15 protein-coding genes are annotated in these 20261 nt (G+C 69.3%); 7 read left to right on the top strand and 8 right to left on the bottom strand.

Features of this window, described 5'->3' with window-relative positions; all coding sequences use genetic code 11:
* Positions 1 to 83: 83 nt before the first annotated feature.
* Complete coding sequence (locus HDA39_RS32670; RefSeq protein ID WP_184801774.1) at positions 84 to 674, top strand: TetR/AcrR family transcriptional regulator; 591 nt, start codon at positions 84 to 86, stop codon at positions 672 to 674.
* 25 nt (positions 675 to 699) lie between these two features.
* Here the strand turns inward: HDA39_RS32670 and HDA39_RS32665 are convergent, their stop codons facing one another.
* A complete protein-coding gene (locus tag HDA39_RS32665) occupies positions 700 to 2997 on the bottom strand; it encodes a hypothetical protein (RefSeq protein WP_337925995.1) in 2298 nt (765 codons plus the stop codon).
* Between the two features lie 147 nt (positions 2998 to 3144).
* Here HDA39_RS32665 and HDA39_RS32660 point away from each other — a divergent pair, with 147 nt between their 5' ends.
* The 4 genes from HDA39_RS32660 to HDA39_RS32645 are packed head-to-tail and all read left to right on the top strand — an operon-like array spanning position 3145 to position 9485.
* On the top strand, positions 3145 to 5472 hold the full coding sequence (locus tag HDA39_RS32660; protein WP_337925994.1) for a hypothetical protein: 2328 nt from the start codon (positions 3145 to 3147) through the stop codon (positions 5470 to 5472).
* 55 nt (positions 5473 to 5527) lie between these two features.
* On the top strand, positions 5528 to 7219 hold the full coding sequence (locus HDA39_RS32655; protein ID WP_337925993.1) for a hypothetical protein: 1692 nt from the start codon (positions 5528 to 5530) through the stop codon (positions 7217 to 7219).
* Complete coding sequence (locus HDA39_RS32650; RefSeq protein ID WP_184801772.1) at positions 7216 to 8505, top strand: hypothetical protein; 1290 nt, start codon at positions 7216 to 7218, stop codon at positions 8503 to 8505. Before HDA39_RS32655 ends, HDA39_RS32650 begins: the two co-directional genes overlap by 4 nt.
* Positions 8505 to 9485, top strand: coding sequence for a hypothetical protein (locus tag HDA39_RS32645; RefSeq protein WP_184801770.1), 981 nt, complete (start codon positions 8505 to 8507; stop codon positions 9483 to 9485). The genes HDA39_RS32650 and HDA39_RS32645 overlap by 1 nt, the downstream gene beginning before the upstream one ends.
* 13 nt (positions 9486 to 9498) lie before the next feature.
* Here the strand turns inward: HDA39_RS32645 and rfbD are convergent, their stop codons facing one another.
* The 3 genes from rfbD to HDA39_RS32630 form a co-directional block, all read right to left on the bottom strand.
* Positions 9499 to 10326 carry a dTDP-4-dehydrorhamnose reductase gene (gene rfbD, locus HDA39_RS32640; RefSeq protein ID WP_184801768.1) on the bottom strand — a complete coding sequence of 276 codons (828 nt, stop codon included), beginning with the start codon at positions 10324 to 10326 and terminating at the stop codon, positions 9499 to 9501.
* Between the two features lie 145 nt (positions 10327 to 10471).
* On the bottom strand, positions 10472 to 11035 hold the full coding sequence (locus HDA39_RS32635; protein WP_184801766.1) for a dTDP-4-dehydrorhamnose 3,5-epimerase family protein: 564 nt from the start codon (positions 11033 to 11035) through the stop codon (positions 10472 to 10474).
* Positions 11032 to 13308, bottom strand: a complete 2277-nt coding sequence (locus HDA39_RS32630; RefSeq protein ID WP_184801764.1) for a hypothetical protein — start codon at positions 13306 to 13308, stop codon at positions 11032 to 11034. Before HDA39_RS32630 ends, HDA39_RS32635 begins: the two co-directional genes overlap by 4 nt.
* 182 nt (positions 13309 to 13490) lie before the next feature.
* Between HDA39_RS32630 and HDA39_RS32625 the strand changes: the two genes are divergently transcribed.
* Both HDA39_RS32625 and HDA39_RS32620 read left to right on the top strand, forming a co-directional pair.
* Positions 13491 to 14174 carry a class I SAM-dependent methyltransferase gene (locus HDA39_RS32625; RefSeq protein WP_184801762.1) on the top strand — a complete coding sequence of 228 codons (684 nt, stop codon included), beginning with the start codon at positions 13491 to 13493 and terminating at the stop codon, positions 14172 to 14174.
* Positions 14175 to 14232: 58 nt separating this feature from the next.
* On the top strand, positions 14233 to 14961 hold the full coding sequence (locus tag HDA39_RS32620; RefSeq protein WP_337925990.1) for a glycosyltransferase family 2 protein: 729 nt from the start codon (positions 14233 to 14235) through the stop codon (positions 14959 to 14961).
* 52 nt (positions 14962 to 15013) lie between these two features.
* Here the strand turns inward: HDA39_RS32620 and HDA39_RS32615 are convergent, their stop codons facing one another.
* From HDA39_RS32615 to HDA39_RS32600, 4 genes are all read right to left on the bottom strand, one after another.
* Positions 15014 to 15637, bottom strand: coding sequence for a class I SAM-dependent methyltransferase (locus HDA39_RS32615; RefSeq protein WP_184801758.1), 624 nt, complete (start codon positions 15635 to 15637; stop codon positions 15014 to 15016).
* Positions 15638 to 15703: 66 nt separating this feature from the next.
* On the bottom strand, positions 15704 to 18007 hold the full coding sequence (locus tag HDA39_RS32610; protein WP_184801756.1) for a hypothetical protein: 2304 nt from the start codon (positions 18005 to 18007) through the stop codon (positions 15704 to 15706).
* A 235-nt stretch (positions 18008 to 18242) separates the two neighbouring features.
* Positions 18243 to 19205, bottom strand: a complete 963-nt coding sequence (locus tag HDA39_RS32605; RefSeq protein WP_184801754.1) for an NAD-dependent epimerase/dehydratase family protein — start codon at positions 19203 to 19205, stop codon at positions 18243 to 18245.
* Positions 19202 to 20218, bottom strand: coding sequence for a glycosyltransferase (locus tag HDA39_RS32600; RefSeq protein ID WP_337925989.1), 1017 nt, complete (start codon positions 20216 to 20218; stop codon positions 19202 to 19204). Before HDA39_RS32600 ends, HDA39_RS32605 begins: the two co-directional genes overlap by 4 nt.
* Positions 20219 to 20261: the final 43 nt, after the last annotated feature.

Below are 20261 nucleotides of genomic sequence, written 5' to 3'. Positions count from 1 at the left end.
AAGTGGAGTGCACCTCCGGATACGATACGGAGGCATCCTCCGCTTTTTCAAGTGAATTGTTCCGCCGGTTTCGAGGAGGTCCGATGAGCACGTCCGCCCAGCAGCGGCCGACCCTGCCCGATCTCCGGCCGACCCGGGCCGACGCCCGGCGCAACTACGACCTGCTGGTCGCGGCCGCCCGCGAGGCGTTCGCCGAGACCGGCACGGACACCTCGCTGGAGGAGATCGCCCGCCGGGCCGGCGTCGGGATCGGCACGCTGTACCGCCGCTTCCCGAACCGCTGTGCCCTGCTCGAGGCGGTCTACGTGGACGAGATCCAGTCCGTCTGCGACCGGGCGTACGGGTTCCACGAGCAGCTCGCGCCGTTCGAGGCGCTGGCCTCCTGGATGCGCAGCTTCGTCGGCTACAACGTGTCGAAGAAGAGCCTGGCCCACGAACTGACGTCGGCCATGGGCAAGGACTCGGAGTTCTTCAAGGCCTGCAAGATGAACGTCAAGGACGCCGGCGGGCTGCTGATCGACACCGCCAAGGCGGCCGGCGCGGTCCGCGCCGACCTGGAGCTGATGGACGTGATGCGCCTGATCGGCAGCATCTCGTCCCTGCCCGGCATCGAGCCGGAGCAGGCCGAGCGGATGCTCGACATCGTGCTCGCCGGGATCAGGCCCCAGAACTAAAGGGTTTCGAGGTACTCCGCACCGGTCACCGGTCCTCCAGCTGGTAGATCCTGATGTCGCCGGCCTGGTAACGCAGGAGCGCGAAGTCGTCCAGGGTCGGCGACGTCGGTCCGTTCGACGGATCGGCGAAGATCCATCGGACGCCGTACCCGCGGGCTTGCTCCAGCAACTGCGCGGTGGGCGCTGCCAGGATCTGGATGGTCAGCTCGGCGCGGTCGGGCCACGGCGAAGGCTGGACCCGATAGGGCTTTCCGTCGACGCCGTTCGTCGCCAGCGCCTGCTCCGTGTAGGCCCAGCCCTCCAGCAGCGTTCGGCGTCCGGCGATCCCGCTGATCAGCCAACCCCGCGCGTCGCAGCCGGGCTGACGCAGGACGGGAACGCACCAACTCCCCGTGAGCACCACATCGGTCGGTGACGAGTGTTCCCCGAGCCACTGCGCGGCAGCCAGCTGGTCCGGACTGAGTGCTCCGGAGGCAACGCGGTAGGTGTTGTCGGTCCGGAAGGCGTTGTACGAGTACCGGATCATGCCGGTCAGGGACGCCACGACCACCACGAGAACCGGGAGCGCGACGCCGAGTCCGGACTGTCCTGCCCACAGCCGCCCGATCAGTAGCCACCCCACGACGAGCAGCAGGGCGAGTACGGCGGCCGCCAGCAGCGGCCGCGCCAGCGCCTCGAGCTGATCCGGCCGGGAATCGGCGGCGCTGATCGCCGAACGTTTCGTGGTCAGTTGCAGTACGACGCCGAGCACAGCGGCGGAGATGCCGACCACCGCCGGCGCCCGCAGGCCGCGGCCCGCGAACGCGACGGCGACCAGCCAGGACGCGGCGGCGGCCGCGAACGGCACCACGTTGCGGAGAAAGTAGACCTCACTCGCGGCGGGGTGATTGAGCAGCAGCATGCCCAACCAGGCGGCGACCAGAGTCCCGGCGAGAAACCAGGCCACCGGATCGCGCCTGGTCAACCGGACCCCGGCCAGGGCGAACCCGGTCAGCAGGACGCCCTTCGAGAGCAGGATCAGTCCGAAGAAGATCCAGAACCCGGTGGCCGCCGCCGAATCGCCCGAGGTGAGCGGCAGGGGCAGCAGGCCTCCCGTGCCCGGCAACGACGTGTCACCGGTGATCAGGCCGTAGGCACTCTCGAACTTGGCGACAGCCAAGAACTGGAACCCCGATCCGCTGGTGCTCCCAGCGATGAAGAGCAAGGTGCTGATCAGCGCGCCCAGCACGAGCGTGCCGGCGGCGATCAAGCGCCACGGCGGCTTTCGGTCGCGCACCAGCACGAACAGCGCCGCGAGTCCGATCCCGCCGAGCAGGAGCGGCAGGGCCGACGGCTTGGCACCTCCGGCGACGACGGCCAGTACCGCTGCCAGCAGCCAAGCGCCCTGCCTGCCGGTACGGCGGAACACCGCGTCGATGATCAGGACTGCCGCCGAGGTGGAGGTGACGACACTGAGCGTCAGGGAAGGGCTGAGCAGACTGGCGACGGTTGTCGGCAGGACTACCACTGCGGCCAGCACTCCGGTCCACCACACCCCGCTGACCTGCCGGGCCAGAGCAGCGCACACCAGCAGCGCGATGACGGCCTGCGGCAGCACCCACAGCCGGAACAACACCAGGGTCGGAGAGATCCCGGTGATGTCCACAGCACCGGCCATGTCCGCGTTGGCGAGCCAGTGGTAGTCCAGGCGAAGACCGGCGACCTGCGGCAGCTCCGGCGGAACCGACCGGGTCAGCTCGTGCACCATCGACAGGTGGTACAGAAGGTCTTGGTAGTACGACGTACCGTCCGGCGGCGGCTTGTGGTCGGCCAGGGTGGCGAAGGTCGTGTAGACGATCAGAGCGGTCGCGCAGATGGCCAGGCCCCAGCACCAGGCCACCGGCAGAGGCGCCGGCGCTGCGATTCTCCAGCACGGCCGTAGTCGAGGCACCACGGCGAAGGCCGCCAGGGCGACCAGCGGCCAGACGATCAACCAGGACTGCAGTCCCACTGCGGTGAAGAGTGCCCAGCCCAGCAACTGATAGGTCATGCCAACGGCCGCACCCAGGCCGATGTCCTCGGCCCAGTTCCCCGTGCTGGACCATGCCGCGCGGAGCAGGAGAACGCCGGGCACGATGACACAACCGCCGAAGTAGGCCCCGTAGCCGGCGATCGGTGCGAGCGGGACGCCGAGAGCGAGCAGACCGGCGACAGCGGCCGCGATCGGCGCCAGCCAGGGAACGAAGCGGGCACCTTGGGCGAGCCCGGGCGCGTGGGCGCGCGACGTGACGGACTGTTCCGCCGGCTCCGTCGGCTCGCGGGCTTGCTCGTCGACGACGTTCACCGGCCTAGCATGATGGCCGGTCACTCGGGAGATCAACCACAAAGGTCGTGGCGTTGTCCGCTGCGATAGTCTCCTGCCGAAGTGCCGCCAGCAGTCGATCGTCGCTGAGCGTGCCGGAAGAGCCATTGGGGGCCAGCCGTCGTGTCGGTGGACGACAAGCAGCAGGTGAACGAGGTCGGGCAGGCGTTCACCGGGCCGCTCGGTGCGGCGCGCACCGGGATGTTCGCGGCCCTGCCCTGGCTGGTCGTCGTACTGGCCTCGGCCGTCGGGCTGCTGGCGATCGACGTGCCGCTCACCGCGATCGCCCGCTATACGGCGTACTTCGTCGGCTGCGTGACGCTGCCCGGAATCCTGCTGCTCAGGGCGGCCTGGCGCAGTACCGGGAACTGGGCGGAGGACGCCGGCTTGGGCGCGGCCGTCGGCATCGCCTGGCAGCTCGCTGGATGGGCTCTGTTCACCGCACTGGGTTGGCAACAGGCTCTGGTCGTCTGGCCGGCTCTGATCCTGCTGACCTTCGCTCTGGTTCCGGCGCTCAGGCGGCACTGGCGGATCGCTGACCCGCAGCCACTGCCGAGCGCGTGGTCCTGGGGGCTGGCCGGCTGTCTGAGCCTGCTCGCACTGGCGATCACGATGGGCGTGATGGCGGACCACAGTCCACCACCTGCCAGCCTTTCGCTGTACCCGGACATGCCCTACCACTTGTCGATCGTGAACGAGCTGCTGCGCAGTGTCCCGCCGCAGCTTCCTCAGGTTTCCGGCGAGGCGCTGGAGTACCACTGGTTCTCGCACGCCGACATGGCGGGTGCTGTCGACATCACCGGTCTCTCGCCGGTCCTCGTGCTGTACCGGCTGTGGTTGCTGCCGGTGAGCTTCGCTGCCGTACTGGCCGCGGCTGCTTTCGCCCGCCAGGTCAGCGGGGTGTGGTGGACCGGGCTCCTGGCCGGGCTGACGTACGTCGTACCGCAGCTCGGCTTTCTGGTACCGGCCTGGCCCCAGCTGGACCTGGCCGGCCCGATCAGCTTGCTGAGCCCGTCGGAGTCTCTGGCCGTGCTGGCACTTGCCGCGGCAGCTTGTTTCGTCGTCGCGATCGCGCATCGCAGCGGTGGCCAAGGCGTCTGGGCACTGGCCCTGGCCGTAGCGATCGTCGGCGGTGGATCGAAGCCGACCGTGCTGCCGATCCTGCTCGGCGGAGTGGGGCTGTCAGCGCTGTTCCTGCTGGTCAGGGACCGACGAATCCCTTGGCGATCGGTGGCGCTCGGGGGAGTGCTGACCGGAGTCGCCGCCGGCACGCTGCTGACCGTGACCGGAAGCACGAGCGGCTCCAAGGTCCAGTTGCTCGCCATCGCGAAGTTCCAGGCCGGGTACGCCGCGGCGACCGGCGACCGTTCGCTGCCGGGCACCGGCGGACTGCTGCTTCCGTCCCTGACCGGCGACCGGTTCGCGCTGGCGGGTGCCGTGGCCGTCCTGGCCGCCTTCGCGCTGGCGCATGCCCTACTGATCGCGGGGCTGGCCTTGACCGCGGTCCCGACCCTGCGGCGCGATCCCGTCGCCTGGTGGTTGCTCGGTGCTCTCACCGCGGCGTGGCTGGGCTTGTCTCTCGTCAACCACCCCTCCGCGAGTCAGTACTACTTCCTTCGCTCCTGCTGGCCGATCGCGGCGGCCGCCGTCGGCTGGCTGATCGCGGCCGGAGTCAGGGGCCGCAGTACCCGAACGATCCTGCGGCTGGTCCTCGGCGGCCTCGCGACGGGCGCGGTCATCGCGGGATTCGCGCAGCTCGTCGACTCCTCGCCAGGGGCTTCGCGAGCCGCCCGGATCGAAGTGCTGGCCCGCCCCACGCTGGTGGTCCTGGGCATCGCCGCCGTCGTACTGGTGGGCTGGCTGTCAGTACGCCGGCGAGCCCGCCTGACCGGACTGGGAATGGCCTTCGCGCTGCTCATGGTCGTCGGTCTCCCGATCGGCACGGCCGCGGCGCAGGCTCTAGCGGCCGCTGGAAAGCCTGGCTCCGGGCACTACGCGTCGAAGGTCTGGCGGATTTCTCCGGACGAACTGGCCGGGGCCGACTGGTTGGCCGCGAACGCCGACCTGACGGATGTCGTGGTCTCCAACACCTACTGCCGTCCGGGCGAGCCACCGCGGCCAGGCTGCGACGCTCGTGGTTACCTCGTCAGCGGTTTCGCCGGTCGCCGAACGTTGCTGGAGGGCTGGGCGTACACCAGCCCGGGCACGGCCTTGAACGGTGTGAACGGCCGGAAGTACTTCTACCAGGCCTCGCCCTGGCCGGATCGAGTCGCCCTGATCGACGACGCGCTGACGAACCCGACGCGGGACCTGCTCGACCGGCTGCGGACGCAGTACGGCGTCCGCTGGATCTATGCCGACGCGCGCAACGGGCCGGTCTCGGTGAAGCTGGACGAACTCGCCGAGGCGCGCTTCCACCAGGACCAGGTGCGCGTCTACGAAATCGCTGCGCCGTGAGCTTCTTCCCGGCGGGCAGGCGGTCAGGTCGTGGAATTACTGGTATAAATCTCAAGTGGACCAGACTGTTCAAGGTCGGTTGACGGAAACGCCGGAGTTCTCGATCTTCTGCAGGACGGCCGCCGATTTCTGGCAACGCAACCTTCTTCCCGACGGCGAGCGGGTGATCCTGGTCGAGGCGATGAGCCAGGACATCCGCGTGACGCTGCGCAACCTCACCGTGGCGAACGCGCTGCGCCGGTTCATCCCGGCCAAGCTGGTCGTTTTCACCGGAGCCGACGACGACTGGAACGAGATCCTCTGGACCTTCTTCGACGGTGAGGCGCTGGCCGACATCTCCCGCGCGTACGGCGCGGCGGACGTGCTGGACATCCACGAGATGCTGGACAGCCGGATCGACGACCCCGACCCCGAACCGTTGCACATCGCCGGCCGGGATCTCCCGCTGGCCGGCTCGGGCATCGACCCGGCCGTGCTGGACGAGATCGTCCGGGCCACCGCCTGCCGGGTCCTGAAGATCCCCCGGGTGACCGACGAGATCCGCGCCGGGGCGAAGTACCGGCAGATCCAGCGCCGCAGCGAGCGGTTCTCGGCGATCTACGACGCGATGTTCGCCGGCCTCGACCCGATCGCCCTGGTCACCAGCCACGTGGACTACAACCACTGGGGGCTGGCGGTCGAGACGGCGACCCGGTTCGAGGTCCCGACCGTGCACGTCCAGAGCACCGGCACCTTCAAGGCGTACACGCTGTTCCCGGAGACCCGGCGCGGCGCGCCGACCTTCCGGGCCGAGCTCACCCACCAGATCGCCGAGTTCTTCGAGAGCCACGTCTGGTCGAACCGGGACCGGCTGGCCTCCAGCGCCGAGCTGACCGCCTGGCGCCTGAAGGGGAACTGGGGCAAGCCTTCCTGGTGGCGCGGCGGCGCGATGTCGGCGATCGAGCTGAAGACCCCGCAGGAGCGGCTGTCCGTGCGGGAGCACGCGCTGGCCCGGTTCGGGTTCGATCCGGACAAGCCGGTGATCGCGGTGTACAACCACGCCATCTCCGACGCGCCGCGGACGAACGTCGAGCTGTTCGACGACCTGGCCGGCTGGTACGCCGCGACCGCCGACTACGCGGTCAAGAAGGACGACGTGAACTGGTTGTTCGTCGACCATCCGAACCAGGCGATCTACGACTCGACCGGCTTCTTCGACGACCTGAAGGCCACGCACCAGGGATCGCCGCTGGCCTTCGTCCGCAGCCTGGACCTGAGCAAGAACGTGATGTGGAGCTTGGTCGACCTCGGCGTCACCGTCCGCGGAAGCATCAGCAACGAGCTGCCGGCGTTCGGTATCCCCGCCCTCCAGGCCGGCTGGTCGGAATGGAGTCACTGCGGGTTCACGACCGTGGCCAAGGACGCCGACGACTACTGGGCCCGGCTGGACGAGTCGATCGAGGGACTGCTGACCGGGCGCCAGCTCCTGACCGAGGAGCAGATCACCCGCGCCCGGCTCTGGGCGTGGTTCTACCGCAGCGGAACCGACGTCTCCACCCAACTGGTCCAGCACTGGGAGATGGGCCGGACCGAACACCTGCTCAACGCCGTCATGGTGGCGATGCGGCATGTCGAGGCCGACGGCGATCCGGCGTTCACCGCCGTCCGGCGGATGTGGACCCGCAAGGACCCCTTCCTGACCCGGACCGACATGACGACCTCACCGGAGGAGTTCACCTTGGCGCTCGGAGGTGTGAGCGAGCTGTGACGAAGACTTTCACCACACCGCGGTTCCAGACCGTCTACGACCGGGTGGTCGAGCCGCTGGTGCTGCCCGGCGAGCTCCGGTCCGGTGAGGCACCCGACCTGACCACGGTCGATCAGTTCGTCCGTGGCGTGGCCGTGATCGGTCGTTTCGTCGCCGCGCCGGGACTGCTCGGCGTCAAGGTCCGACCGACCGGCCGTCCGGTCCGGGTCATCGCGCACGTTCGCTTCGACACCATGTCGCTGGACTGGTGGGAAGAACGAGTTCCCCCCACCGACGATCAGCTGCGGGGAGTGAATGCGCCACGGCTGCTGCTGGTGCGCTCGCAGGGCAAGACCCGCGGCGCCATCCTGCTGATCCGGCATGCGGCCGACGCGGGCCGGCCGACCACCGGCGTGATCAGCTTCGATCTGCGGCCGGAGGAGCTGTCCGAGGAAGGGCTGTTCATCCTCGAGGTGGCGAGCATCGACGCAGGGCGGCCGGACTGGGCTCCCGCCGTGGTCAAGGGGCCGATCGGCATCATGATGGACACGGTCGAGTTCGTCGAGGTGGACGGCACCCCGAAACCCGGCCGGGTCTCCACCGGCACGGTGCCGGTCGACCCGGACGCCGAGACCATGACGGTCCGCGGCGGCTACTTCGTCGCCAACCCCGATGAACGCGACGAACCGCGGCGCTGGATCGCGCGGGCGACCGTGGTCGAGCCACTGGTCCCCGGTCCGACGACGAAGGTCGAGCCGGTCGTCGAGCCAATCGAGGTCGTCGCCGAGCCAGTGGTCGCGAAGGTGAAGGCACCGCCCAGCATCCAGCGGAGGCTGAAGCGGAAGTTGAGGCGTGCCGCCCGCTGGGTCGTCCCGGTGGCCGCCGCACCGGCTGCGCAGCGGATGGGCAAGCGTGCAGCAGCCCTCGAACGCAGGCTGCGCCGCGCCGCGAGCCGGCGGAATCCCGCGCGATCCGCGACGCCGCCTCCGGCACCGCCACCCCCACCGCCGCCTCCTCCGCCACCGGTGGTACCGGCCGGGCCGCCGCCGAACCCACTCGCGGACGTGATGTTCGACCTGGTCGACCAGAACCTCGTGCACGTGGAGTTGGCGGGCGTCGAACCGGGTCCGGTTCCGGAGGTTCGGATCCGGGCTCGCGCCGATGCCGAGATCGAGATCGTCACCGACGGCCCGCTGGAGGTTCCGGTGCTGGTCCGGTTGTCGGTGGATTCCTCGGTCCTGCAGTCGGTGCCCGGGGCCGACGGCGGGACGGTGCGCTGGGACCTCGTCGTCGATCCCGGCAACTGATGGACGCGGAGTACCGGCCGCGTCTCGGTGGTGACGCGGACAAGAACGGCGCGGTACTTCGGACGCTGCTGCGCGAGGCCGTGCCAGGACGACTGGTCCTGCCGGCCGGGTCCTATCCGATCACGGGTGGGCTGGTACTCACCGACTCCTGGTCACTGTCCGGTGCCAGTACGACGCTGTGGCGGGCGGAGGCCGAGCAGGTCCCGCTGATCCAGGTGGCCGGATCGGATGTTTCCGTCACGGACCTGACCCTCGAGCTTCCCGACGCGTCCCCCGGCCCGCACGACGGCGCCGAGTGGACCGCCGTCACGGTCGGCAGCTACTTCTACCCCGAACGACCCGGCTGGATCGAGCGGATCGCCGTCGAGCGGTTGGTGATCCGGCGGCCCGGCCGGTGCGCGGCGAACACCATCACCCTGATCGGCGCCGTCCGGGCGGCCCGGTTCACCGACCTCGAGGTCCACGGCGGCGGTACGGCGTTCATGGCCCACTGGGGCGCCGTGGGTACCGGGGTGACCGACATCGTCGGGCCTTCACTGCACCCGCACCACTTCCGGGTCGACGGTTTCCGGGTGTACGACGCGTTCGAGGGGTTCTGTCTCAGCTCGGTGCACGACGTGGAAGTGCGCGACGTGCGGTGCGAGCGGGTCGAGATCGGATTCCGGTTGCTGCCGGGAGACAACACCGACCGCTACCGTGAGGACAGCGCCGCGGCCGGGATCAACGAGCGACTGCTGATCGACGGCTGCGACATCGGATGGTGCGGCGATCTGTACGCGCTGCGCGTGGCGGGCTGGGGCCGCAGCGAGGTCGACGGCGTCGTCACCACCCACGCCTTCCCCGAGCTCGGCATCCGCGACGTGACGATCCGGCCGTTGCCGATCGTCGTCGCGCACGGGACGCCTCGGGAGGGCCGCCGCCCGACCGTCGTCGAGAACGCCGGGCCAGTGGACCTCGACCACGTTCGCGTGGTCCTCTGACCAGGCCCAGAGGCTAGAACGTCTTGAGGTACTCCGCGAGTGCTTCACGCCAGTCGCGCATGGTGATCCCGGCCGCTTCGAGCGCCGACAGGTCGAGCGCGCTGTTCACCGGCCGCGGCGCGATCGCCTTGCCCCGCGAGTACTCCTCCGAGCTGATCGGGCGGACCTTGCACGAGCTGCCCTCGAGGATCGCCGCCGCGAAGTCGGCCCACGACACCACGTCGCCCGCGCCGGTCGCGTGGTACGTGCCCGACGGCGCACCGCTGTCCAGCAGCGCGACCAGCGCCGCCGCCAGGTCGACCGTGTACGTCGGCCGCCCGTACTGGTCGTCGACCACGGTCAGCTCGTCACGGTCGGCGCCGAGCCGCAGCATCGTGCGGACGAAGTTCGGCCCGTCACCGAAGACCCAGCTGGTCCGCACCACGTAGTACGCCGGACTGAGCCGCGCGGCCAGCTCCCCGGCCGCCTTGGTGATCCCGTAGACCCCCTGCGGGTCGATCCGGTGCTCGGCGGCCAGGAATCCCTCGCCGTCGCCGAACACGTAGTCCGTGCTGACGTGCACCAGCGGGATCTCCAGCCGGCGCGCCTCCCAGGCCAGGTTCGCGACGCCGTTCGCGTTCACGTTCCAGGCCGCGAGCGTGCTGTCGGCGTCCTCGGCCTGGTCGACCGCGGTCCACGCCGCGGCGTTCACGATCGCCGTGATCCCGGACCAGTCGAAACCGACCAGAGCCTCCCGCGCCGTGATGTCCAGCTCCGCCGACGTGACAGCCCGAGCCTGCGGCAACTGGTGCACGAGCGCCTTCCCCAGCTGCCCACCGGCTCCTGTGATCAGGATGGTCATACGGCCTCCCACTCGGAAACTCGGAGTCCCCGAAGGTTTTGGGGCCGCCCGTTCTGGACTGAGGAGAGAGGGAGCGCAGCGACCGAACGACGAGGGAAGAACGGGCGATCAAGCCCCAAAACCCGCGGCGACGAAGTCGACGCCATCAAACACAGTCCCAGTCAATGCGGATCGGGGCCACGTCTTCCAGCATCGGGTGGCCGGCGTCCTTCTCGCTGTAGATCAGCTGGTCTTTCGGCAGCGGCCACTGGACGTCCAGCTGGGGGTCGAACAGGTTCACCAAGGTGTACTTGGCGTCCGGCGACCAGTGCGCGTTGACCAGGTAGTTGTAGACCGTGTTCGGCTCCAGCGTGCAGAACGAGTTGCCGCACCCGCGCGGGACGTAGAGCCCCTGCCGCGGCGTCAGCTCGAAGGTCTCCAGGCGGCCGAAGCCAGGTCCTTCCCGCAGGTCGACGATCGCCGTGAACACCGTGCCGTACGCCGGGGAGATGTACTTGTCCCACGGCTCCGCGTGGATTCCCCGGGTGACGCCGACCTCGGAGTTGAAGGAGACGTTGTTCTGCACGACCTCCAGGTGCGGCAGGCCGAGCTTCTCCAGCTTCTGGGCCTGGAAGCTCTCCTTGAACCAGCCACGGCCGTCGTCGAACACCTGCAGCTCGACGTGCAGCAGACCGGGAATGCTGGTCTCGGTCAGGGTCGGTCCGGTCATCGTCCTGCCTTGCTGAACTCGTAGACGGCGGCACTGCCGTTGCGGTAGCGCTCCTGGGCGAACGGCTCCAGCGTGTCCGCGTGCGGGCGGGTGAACTCGACGTAGATCCAGCGCACGCCGAGGTCCTTCAGCTGCTGGGCCTTGGCCGCGTCGGGCTGGGCGACGAAGCTGTCGTTCAGCTGCAGGATCTCAGGCTTCCAGTAGTCGACGGTGATCGAGTCCCGGCCCTCGGGTCCGAGCTTGTTCGCCTCGACGGTCGGCGTCCACGCCTCGACCAGCATCTGCCGCTCGGAGAACGCGCCGACCACGAACCGCCGGCTGTCGCACTTCTTCGGCTCGATCGGCCGCGTGCAGTGCCGGTTCGTCATCACCACGTCGTTCACGTCGGAGTGGTCCCGGATCCACCGGGCCGCGGCGATCTGCTCGGTACCGACCGCGAGGTACGCCGTGGACTTCAACGGCTTCAGCGGCAGCACCGGGGCCGCCTCGAGCTGGATCCGGGTCACCATCGTGACGCCGCCGGCCAGGATCGCGACCGTGATCGCGGCGAAGAACGCGGTGAACCGCAGTCGCGGGGTGAGGAACCAGGCGACCGCTCCGGCCGCCACCAGCACGGCCAGGCCGACGAGGATCATCTTGGTCGCGTGGATCAGGCCGCCGTGGTTGGGCTGGATCAGCCCGATCGTCCAGAGCGGCAGCAGGATGAAGAACGGGCCGAAGGCCAGGCCGATCAGCACCACGCGCCACCAGCGGCTCTGCAGCTCCCGGACCATGGTGACCAGGCCGACGGCCGAACCGATCGCGAGCAGCGGGCCCGCCGTCCGGGCGAAGTAGTACTGGCTGGAGCCCGGGTGGCTGAAGACCGCGACCGCGGCCGCACCGGCGAAACCGCCGCCGATCAGCAGCCAGGTCGCCGGGTCGCGACGCCCCTCGGCGGTCTTGAGCCGCCAGAGCAGGCCGGTCCCGCGCGCGAGGATCGACAGGACGGCGACCAGCGACGAGAACACCATCGAGGTCGTGGTGATCGCGCCGACCCGGGTGATCGCCGGGGTCGACAGCGCCGCCTCGTGGAACTGGACGTGCAGCCCGGAGTCCGACCCCTGGAACACCACCACGAGCGCGACGATCAACGCGCCGGCCGTCAGGACGCCGTCCAGGAACAAGCCCTTCAGCCGCGAGCGGTCGAACAGGATCATCACCACGAAGGCGACCCCGACACCGGCCACGACCAGCGGCATCGTCGAGCCCTTGGTGCCCGAGGCGGTCAACGCCAGCAGCGGAATCAGCAGCAGGCCGAGCCGGCCCATCTGGTTGCGCCAGCGGAAGACCAGCAGGACGACGATCGCGATCAGCAGCGGCACGGACGGCGCGAGGCTCGGCGACAGCGGGGCCATCGGGTAGCCCAGCGTGGTCAGGCCGAACAGGTTCAGCTCGGAGCCGGCCATGCAGAGCAGCGCGGCGACCGGACCGGTCCACGCGACGCCGGTGATCCGGACGGCGGCGATCGCGACGACCAGGACGATGGCCAGCGGCATCAGGGCCGGCATGAAGCGGAACAGCACCTCGTCCAGGCCGATGCCGGAGACCGTGGCCACCTGCGCGATCCAGGCGTGGCTGAACCAGTGGTAGGCCATCGGGGCGTTCTCGACCCACGGGAAGCTGATCGGGCCGCGGTGCTGCAGCTGGCCGGACATCGCCAGGTGCAGGTACGCGTCGATGTACGGCGCCCGGAAACCGCTCGCCCACTCGAGCGGCTCACGGTTGTAGTACTGCCGCAGGTCCTGCAGGCCGAACAGCGAAGTCGCTGCGACCGCAGGCATCCACCACAGCGGAAGTGCGCTCGTCCGCACCCGGCGGATCCGCGCCCGGGTCCGCGGCACCGCCAGCAGGACGACCGCGAGCGCCAGCGGCAGCGCGGCCGAGAGCCACGGCCACTGCAGCAGGCCGGCCACGATCTGCGCCGCGATCGCCAGCATGAAGCCGACGGCCAGGCCCATCATCACGTCCTCGATCCACCAGCCCCGGTTGGGACGGACGCACCGCCACACCAGGACACCCGGCAGCAACTGCGTCACCACCAGTCCCAGCAGGCCCAGAACGGCTGCGCCGGCCGGAAGATCGGCCCGTACGGCGGTCGTCAGGAAGAACGCGACCGCGAGCAGCAGCACCAGCGCACTGACCGCGGCGGAGGGCCACCGGCCGAAGTGCGATCCGGTCTTCTTCTCCGGAGGTGCCGCCGCGACAGGGGACGACAACTCGGCGGTCTGCGACATCAAAGCTCCTGACAAACGGGAATCACGCACAGTGCACGGGCCGGGGCGCGGCGGCCGGGTCGGGCAGCAGCATAGCCCTGCCGTCAGGGCAGCCGGACAGCGTCGGGGGGCATCCACCCCGGGAGCGCTGGTAGGGTGACCCGCTGATGCGCGCACGGCGCACGCTTCCGAGGAGAGCTATCTTGTCCGACGATCCCCTCGCCCAAACCCCGCAGAGCGGCGAGCCGGACGGCACGTACGTGTCGAACTACTTCGAAACACGTCTGGCGCACAACGCGAACCGGACCAAGATCTGGCAGCACCTCTGCAAGTACCTGCAGAAGTGGATCAGCACCGACGCCGAGGTGCTCGAGCTCGGCGCGGGCTGGTGCGACTTCTCGAACAACGTGCACGCCAAGCGCGTCGTCGCGATGGACCTCGACAGCACGGTGGACCGCGCCGCCGCCGCGCACGTCGAGCCGGTGATCGGTGACTGCACCGACCTGGGCAAGTTCGACGACGGGACCTTCGACGTCGTCTTCGCCTCCAACCTGCTGGAGCACCTGGACCGCGACGCGTCGAACCGGCTGCTGGCCGAGGCCAAGCGGGTCCTGCGGCCCGGTGGCCGGATCATCTTGATGCAGCCAAACTTCCGGCTGAACCCGGGCCGGTACTTCGACGACTTCACCCACGTCGCGATCTTCACCGACCAGTCCCTGCAGGACTACCTGGTCGCCGAGGGCTGGAAGATCGACGCGGTCAAGGCGAAGTTCATGCCTTTGACGCTGAAGTCCAAAGGCGGCAACCTGACCTTCGTGGTGCCGTGGTACCTGCGTTCGCCGATCAAGCCGCTGGCCGGGCAGATGCTCGTCGTCGCGTCCCGCTGACCCCGTACGGAAAACCCCCGATAGGTGCAGAAACGTGTTCAACGGTAAAACACTGTCCGTGGTCCTTCCGACCTACAACGAGAAGGACAGCATCGCCGACGTCATCCGCCGGTTCGACAAGCTCGGTGTGGTCGACGACATCCTGGTGATCAACAACAACGCGGCCGAGGGCACCTCCGAGGAGGTCGCCTCGACCAACGCGCGGGAGATCATCGAGACCAAGCAGGGCTACGGCGCGGCGATCCGGCGCGGGCTGCGCGAGGTCGACACCGACCTGGTCTGCGTCTGCGAGCCGGACGGCACGTTCAACCCCGAGGACCTGCTGAAGCTGCTGTCGTTCTCCGCCGAGTGCGACGTCGTGGTCGGTTCCCGGACGGTCGCCAACTTCATCTGGGACGGCGCCAACATGGGCTGGTTCCTGCAGTTCGGCAACTGGGCCGTGGCCAAGATGCTCGAGGTGCTGTTCAACACCGCCTCGATGAGCGACGTCGGCTGCACCTTCCGGGTGATCACCCGCGAGCACGTCAAGACGATCTCGGACCGGGCCACGCTGGACGGCTCCGCCTTCGGCCTGGAGATGCTGCTGACCTCGGTCGTCACCCGCGCCCGGATGGTGCAGATCCCGGTGAACTACCACCCGCGGGTCGGCGTCTCGTCGGTGACCGGCGACTTCGGCAAGACCGTCACGCTCGGTCTGGAGATGATCCGGCTGATCCTGAAGACCCGGCTGAAGACGATCGGCCGCCGTCCGCGCAGCGCCGCGGCCACGGCCAACGCGACCGTCTGACCCAGCACCGCCCTTCGCCACAGTGTGCGGAATGGTTGCCGAAGGCCCGCGCTCAGTCGGCGGTGAGTCCGTTCGGCGTGGTCATCCTCATCAGCCAGTAGCTTCCCGGCACGTGGGTCACATCGCTGAGGACCTCGCCCTCGACCTCGCCGAAGGACTGGAGGGCGAGCTTCTCGAACTCAGCCGGCTCCCGCACGTACTCACCGCGGTCGTTCTCCGCCATCCAGCGCGAGATCCGGCCCTGCGTCGGCTCGAAGCAGGTGTCCACACTGATCACGCGGCCGCCCGGACTCAGCACGCTCGCGGCCAGGTCGAGCAGCTGGGTGGACTCCTCGTCCGACAGGTGGTGGAGCAGTCCGAGCAGCAGGACGACGTCGATCGGGGGCAGCGAGCGAGCGGCGTCCTCGTCGAAGATGCCGCAGTGGAAGCCGGCGTTCTCACCGCCGAAGCGGTTCTGAGCCCAGTCGATGTACGGCGCGTCGGTGTCGAACCCGTGGTACGTGACCGGCTGGGGCAGGCGCGGGAAGTAGTACGCCGGGCCGCAGCCCACGTCCAGGACACTGTCGCCAGGCCGGATCTCGTCGATACAGCGGTACCGTAACCGGTCGGCACCAACGACTCGCTGCAGCAGCACATAGGCCGGTACGTGCCTGAGAAGGCCTTTCAGACCCTCCATGGGAATCTCCTCCGTCGGGGAACTGACATGCTTCAGGCTCTCCGAAGACCAGTCAAATCGGCGGTCTCAGGGCTTCAGTTCGTAGACGACGACCTGCCCCTGGGTGTAGCGGCGATCAGTCAGCCGGTCGAGAGCCCGCTCGTCGACCTCGCCCGCGCGCTGGTCCGCGAAGACCCAGCGGACGCCGTGGTCGCGGCGCAGGGTTCGGAGAAGCTCAGGCGTCGGCGCCGTGAGCGCCTGCCTCGACAGCTCCACCCGGTCGGGCCACGGCGACGGCAGCAGGTTGGCGGGGACGTTCTCCTTGCCCTGGTTGGCCAGGGACTGCTGCGTGTACGCCCAGCCCTCCATCAGAGTCCGGCGACCGCCGACACCGCTGACGAGGTAACCGCGCGCGTCACAGGCGGGACGCCGCGAACCCGGCAGACAGGCGGTGTTCGACACGACCACGTCGTCCGGTCCCGCCGTGTGCTCCAGCCACAGCGCGGCGCGAATCTCGTCGGTGCTGAACATCGGCTTGCCCGGGACCTGCCGAGACTCCTTGCTGAGCATCCTCACGGCGCCCTCCCATTGCGACCAAGGCCTGCTGGGCAGAGTGAGGCCGACCAGGACACACAGCAACAGGGCCAGGCCGAGGCCACGGACCCGCGGACGCGTGGTGCGAAGGACCAGCCAGCCGAGCAGCCCGACGGCGAGGGCGCCGGCGATCCACAGCATCGGCTGAGTGACCGATCGGGTGATGTCCGCCGGGTCGACAGGTCTGGCTTCGACGTTGCCGAACTCCCGGATCACCACAGCGACCACCGCACCGGCGACGAGACCGCCGGCGACGACGACCCGTCGCTCCACCGGACGGCGGCCCCTGACCGCGCCGCACACCACAGCGGCCGCGGCGACAGCGGCGAAGGGCAGCGAGCCGCCGAGGAAGTAGTACTGGCCGAGGCCAGGGTGGTCGATCAGCAGGAATCCGAGCGTGGCCGCGATCAGGGTGCCGGCCAGCCACCACAGCGCCGGATCGGTCCGGGTCCGGCGCTGCACCAAGCCCAGCAGCGAGACGACCACCGCAATCCGGCTCACCACCAGCGACACCAGGAACGCGGCGACCCAGGCGACCGTCTGACCGTCCGGGTCGCGAAGCCCCGCGATGATCCACCCACCCGGCATCGGAACGCCGGTGTCGCCGGTCAGCACGGCGTATCCCGGGAAGGACCGGAAGACCCCGAACAGCCGCAACGGAGTACCGGCGGTGCTGCCCGCCACGGTCAGCATCGAAGCGACCAGCACACCGACCAGTGCCACGCCGAGCGCCACCGTCGGCCATGGGATGCGTCTGTTCCGTAGCAGCAGGAAGAGGGCCGCCAGGCCCGTACCACCAAGGAGCAACGGCACAGCCGTCGGCTTGGACCCGGCGGACGCGCAGATGACCAGCATCGCGATCAGCCAGGACCGTCGTGGGGCATCGCGATACAGGACGCCGATCACCAGCGCCGCGGCTCCCACGCTGATCGTCGTACCGAAGGACTGCGAGGGGCTCGGGAAGACGATGGGCGAGCCTCCGCTGCCCCCGGCGTACGCCCAGACGGCGATCCGCTGGACGATGGTCGTCAGCGCGACCGCGAGCGGAGCGGTCCACCACACACCGCTGACCTGGCGCGCCAGCGCGGCGACCCCGAGCACCAGCCCCACGATGATCGGGGCGAGCCACAGCCGGAACAGGACGAACCGAGGGTCGATCCCGGTGATCTCCGTGGCCGCGGCCAGGTGTGCGTCGGCGAACCAGTGGTACTGCATCGTCTCGCCCGCCACCTGCGGAATCTGCGGCGGGACGGAACGACCCAACTCGTGCACGATGCTGAGATGCCAGAGCATGTCCTGGTAGAAGTTGCCGCCGTCCAGCGGGACCTGCGCGGCGTCGACCGCGGTGCCGTAGTACAGCAGCAAGGACATCGCCAGCAGCAGCGCCAGCGTGAAGCTCCAGGCCAGCGGCAGCTGCGGTGCGTCCTGTTGTCGCCAGCAGCGGCGGAGCCGCGGGACCGCGGCGAAGACCACCAGCACCGCTGCCGGCCAGGCCACCAGCCACTCCTGCAGTCCGAGGGCCGTGAACAAGGCCCAGCCGGGCAACTCGAAGGAGAGGCCGACGACGATCCCGAGGCCGATGTCCTCCGGCAGGCTTCGCCGGCCGGGCGCGAACGCTCTCAGCAGCAGTACGCCGGGCAGCACCACGCAGCCCGCGAAATAGGCCGTGTACCGGAGGATGTGGTCGTTGCTGACTCCCGTACCAGCCAGCGCCCAGCACCACGCCAGCGCGGGAAGGAGCCAGACGAGCCCACCCACGACCGAGCGTCCGGTCGGCCTACGGGACCAACTCGTCATCGGGCGGAATCGCCGAGCCCAACGGTACACCGGCGATCGTTGCCGACGGCGCTCGTCTCCGGACCCGTGGTGGCCGTCGACGCCCACCGCGGCGGACGACCATGACCGGAAACGACGGAACCAGGCGCGCCCTCGCCGAGAGACAACAGATCGGACATAGTGGTGAAGCCTAACGGGTGGGCAGTGGCACCCGGCGCCACGTCGCCCGTCGATGCGGCCGCCTGTCGGGCGAGCACTACCGCGTCGTCGTGCGGTACAACTGCCGGCCGAGATCCTCGGCCGTGCGGGCGATCCCGGCGGCGAGGGTCGATCGGGCGTAGCCGTCGAGGGCCGGCCAGGACACCGATCGCAACCGGAGATCCCGCGCCTGGACCGAGGCCATCGGGGAGGAGCCGAGCACGATGCGGGGCCGGTGGCGGAACACCCGGGTCGACTCGGCGATCACGGCACCGATGGAGATTCCGCGTCCGGACGCCATCACCTTCACCACCACCGGGTCCTCGGCCGCACGAGCGACTCGCCGTACCCCGGCCAGGCCGGCGACGACCATCGCGGCGCAGTCGGTGACCAGCAGGTAGTCGCGCAGCGTGTCCAGCGAGACGTAGACGGACATCGGCTGCCCGGTCAGGTGTGCCTTGCACAAATGCGAGACCAGGCCCTGCGGTTTACTGACGTTCTGCCCAGGGCCGTAGATGTTCCCGATCCGGCCCACCAGCGCCGGCATTCCGGTCGCTCGCGACACCGCGCCCAGCTGCTGCTCCATCGCCAGCTTCAGCTCGCCGTACGGCGCCAGCGGACGTGGCCGGCTGTTCTCGGTGAACGGGGGCCGATCGGGAGACCCGGCGTACAGGCCGCCGGCCGAGGACGCGAGGAAGAAGGCACCACGGGCACCGGCGTCATGCTGATCGCCGAGGTGGTGGAGGAAGCGGAAGAACGTCTCGCCCTCCACCTGGAGCTGCTCGGCGGACGTCGCGACGACCCCGGCACCGGCGCACCACGCGATGTTCCATTCGCCGCCGTCGGAGCGGGTCGTCAGCTCGGCGAGTCCTTCCTTCAGCGCGTCCGCGCAGGCGTCGGGATCCTGCCACGGGATGCCGGTCGTCAGAACGTCCCGGCCCTGAGCCCGCAACCGGGCCACCACCTGACGACCGAGCAGACCGCCGGCACCGACGACCCAGGTGACGGCGCGGCCGGTCATCGCCGGTTTTCCCGCCGACGGCCCAGCGGCCCTTGGTTGGGATCGGAGACGATCAGGTACAGCGGCTTGCCCATCGCCATGTTGACGGCGACGCCGAGGTACTCGGCCAGAACTCCCAAGGAGAACAGGACCGCCCCGGTACTGAGCAGCACGACGACCATGGTCGAGGTCCAGCCGCGCAGCATTTCGACGCCGAAGATCTGGTTGCCGATCAGGACCAGTGCGATCAGCAGACCGGCCAACGCGGTCAGCGCGCCGATGATACTGACGATGCGGAGCAACCGGGTCCCGCTGGTGAGCACCATGCGCCAGAAGTGCGAGGCCAGACTGCGCAGGCTGTAGCCCGAGGGCCGGTCCGCCTCGCCGCGCAGTTCCACCGGGCAGGTCGCGATCTCCCCCGCCACCCACCCGAGGGCGATGTCGAGATAGACGCCGGCCCCGGAGTACGCGGCGACACTGCGACCCACCTCGCCGAGCACCAGCCGGAAGCTGTGGAACACCGACGTGCCCCGGCTGCCGAGCACGCTCTCGATGAAGGTCTTCGCCGTCTTGGAGGCGAGGTTGCGCAGCGGGCCGTGCGGGGCCGGGTTGACCGGCTTGGCGTAGACGACAGTGGCTCGCTCGGCGAGGGCGGTGTCCACCATCGCGCCGACGTACGACGGGTCGTACTGACCGTCCTCGTCGATGGTCAGGATCCAGTCGCCACCCGAGGACGCCATCCCGGCCAGGGTCGCGGCGTGCTGACCGAAGTTGCGGCTCAGCCAGACCGGCTGCACGAAGTCGTACTTGGCCGCGAGCTCGCGAATCACCCGGGCCGAGTCGTCCGGACCGTGATCGTGGACCAGGACCACCTCGGCCACGCGCACCTGCTGACCGCCAGGCGTGGTGAACACCTCGTGGAGCGGCAGAATCTCCTCGAGCAAACCGGGCAAGCTGATCTCGCCTCGGTACACCGGGATCACGATGGACACATCGTGCGCAGGATCTGCGTCGTAGCCGTCGACGTCACTCACGAGCACGGACTATAGCCCCTTTTCTCCCGGCGCCACCCTGATC

Origin of the sequence: Kribbella italica (assembly GCF_014205135.1) — a bacterium.
Classification (GTDB): domain Bacteria; phylum Actinomycetota; class Actinomycetes; order Propionibacteriales; family Kribbellaceae; genus Kribbella; species Kribbella italica.
The sequence above is the reverse complement of the archived record's forward strand: the minus strand, read 5'-3'. Positions and strand labels throughout refer to the sequence as shown.

Excerpts from the sequence above, each read along its gene's own strand:
- rfbD (WP_184801768.1), bottom strand. The coding sequence starts at position 10,326 with ATGACCATCCTGATCACAGGAGCCGGTGGGCAGCTGGGGAAGGCGCTC.
- HDA39_RS32610 (WP_184801756.1), bottom strand. The coding sequence starts at position 18,007 with ATGACGAGTTGGTCCCGTAGGCCGACCGGACGCTCGGTCGTGGGTGGG.
- HDA39_RS32635 (WP_184801766.1), bottom strand. The coding sequence starts at position 11,035 with ATGACCGGACCGACCCTGACCGAGACCAGCATTCCCGGTCTGCTGCAC.
- HDA39_RS32630 (WP_184801764.1), bottom strand. The coding sequence starts at position 13,308 with ATGTCGCAGACCGCCGAGTTGTCGTCCCCTGTCGCGGCGGCACCTCCG.
- HDA39_RS32615 (WP_184801758.1), bottom strand. The coding sequence starts at position 15,637 with ATGGAGGGTCTGAAAGGCCTTCTCAGGCACGTACCGGCCTATGTGCTG.
- HDA39_RS32605 (WP_184801754.1), bottom strand. The coding sequence starts at position 19,205 with ATGACCGGCCGCGCCGTCACCTGGGTCGTCGGTGCCGGCGGTCTGCTC.
- HDA39_RS32645 (WP_184801770.1), top strand. The coding sequence starts at position 8,505 with ATGGACGCGGAGTACCGGCCGCGTCTCGGTGGTGACGCGGACAAGAAC.
- HDA39_RS32670 (WP_184801774.1), top strand. The coding sequence starts at position 84 with ATGAGCACGTCCGCCCAGCAGCGGCCGACCCTGCCCGATCTCCGGCCG.